1 rRNA gene is annotated in these 726 nt (G+C 62.9%); it reads left to right on the top strand.

Annotation, left to right across the window (positions count from 1 at the left end):
- Positions 1–289: 289 nt before the first annotated feature.
- Positions 290–726 (top strand): 23S ribosomal RNA (locus ACI8AA_RS23935); the annotation flags it as partial.

Genomic DNA, 726 nt, shown 5'->3' with positions numbered 1-726 from the left:
GTAGGCACGCTGTTGGGTCCTGAGGGAGCGGACTCCTGCTCGCCGGCTGCGGCCGGAGAGCAGGCGAGCACCTCGTCCGGGCCTTTCCCGATGCCACATCGCCGCACGTGTGCGGGCCGGTGGGATCAGCGGGGAGGGTGACGGGTTGGTCGTTGAGAACTGCACAGTGGACGCGAGCATCTTTGATCTCTGAACTTGTTCAGAGCTTCAGTTCGATGGTTTGTAGGTGTCCCGCCCTTGGTGGTCCGGTCCTCTCGGGGATCGGCGTGGTGAGGGTGGGGTTGTGTGTGGCCAAGATGTTGAGGGCACACGGTGGATGCCTGGGCACCAGGAGCCGATGAAGGACGTGGGAGGCTGCGATAAGCCTCGGGGAGCTGCCAACCGAGCGTTGATCCGAGGGTGTCCGAATGGGGAAACCCCGCACCAGTCATGTGGTGTGACCCGCGCCTGAACACATAGGGCGTGTGGAGGGAACGTGGGGAAGTGAAACATCTCAGTACCCACAGGAGAAGAAAACAACCGTGATTCCGTGAGTAGTGGCGAGCGAAAGCGGAAGAGGCTAAACCGTTTCCATGTGATACCCGGCAGGGGTTGTGGAGGCGGGGTCGTGGGACGCGTGTGTGCCGGTGCTGCCGCGCCGGCGGGAAGTCAGAAAAGATCGTGGTTAGGGGAAGGCCTCTGGAAGGGGTCGCCGTAGAGGGTGAGAGCCCCGTACCCGAAAGCCCG

The organism is Geodermatophilus sp. SYSU D01180, assembly GCF_054050415.1.
This window is presented reverse-complemented; position numbering and strand designations above follow the sequence as displayed.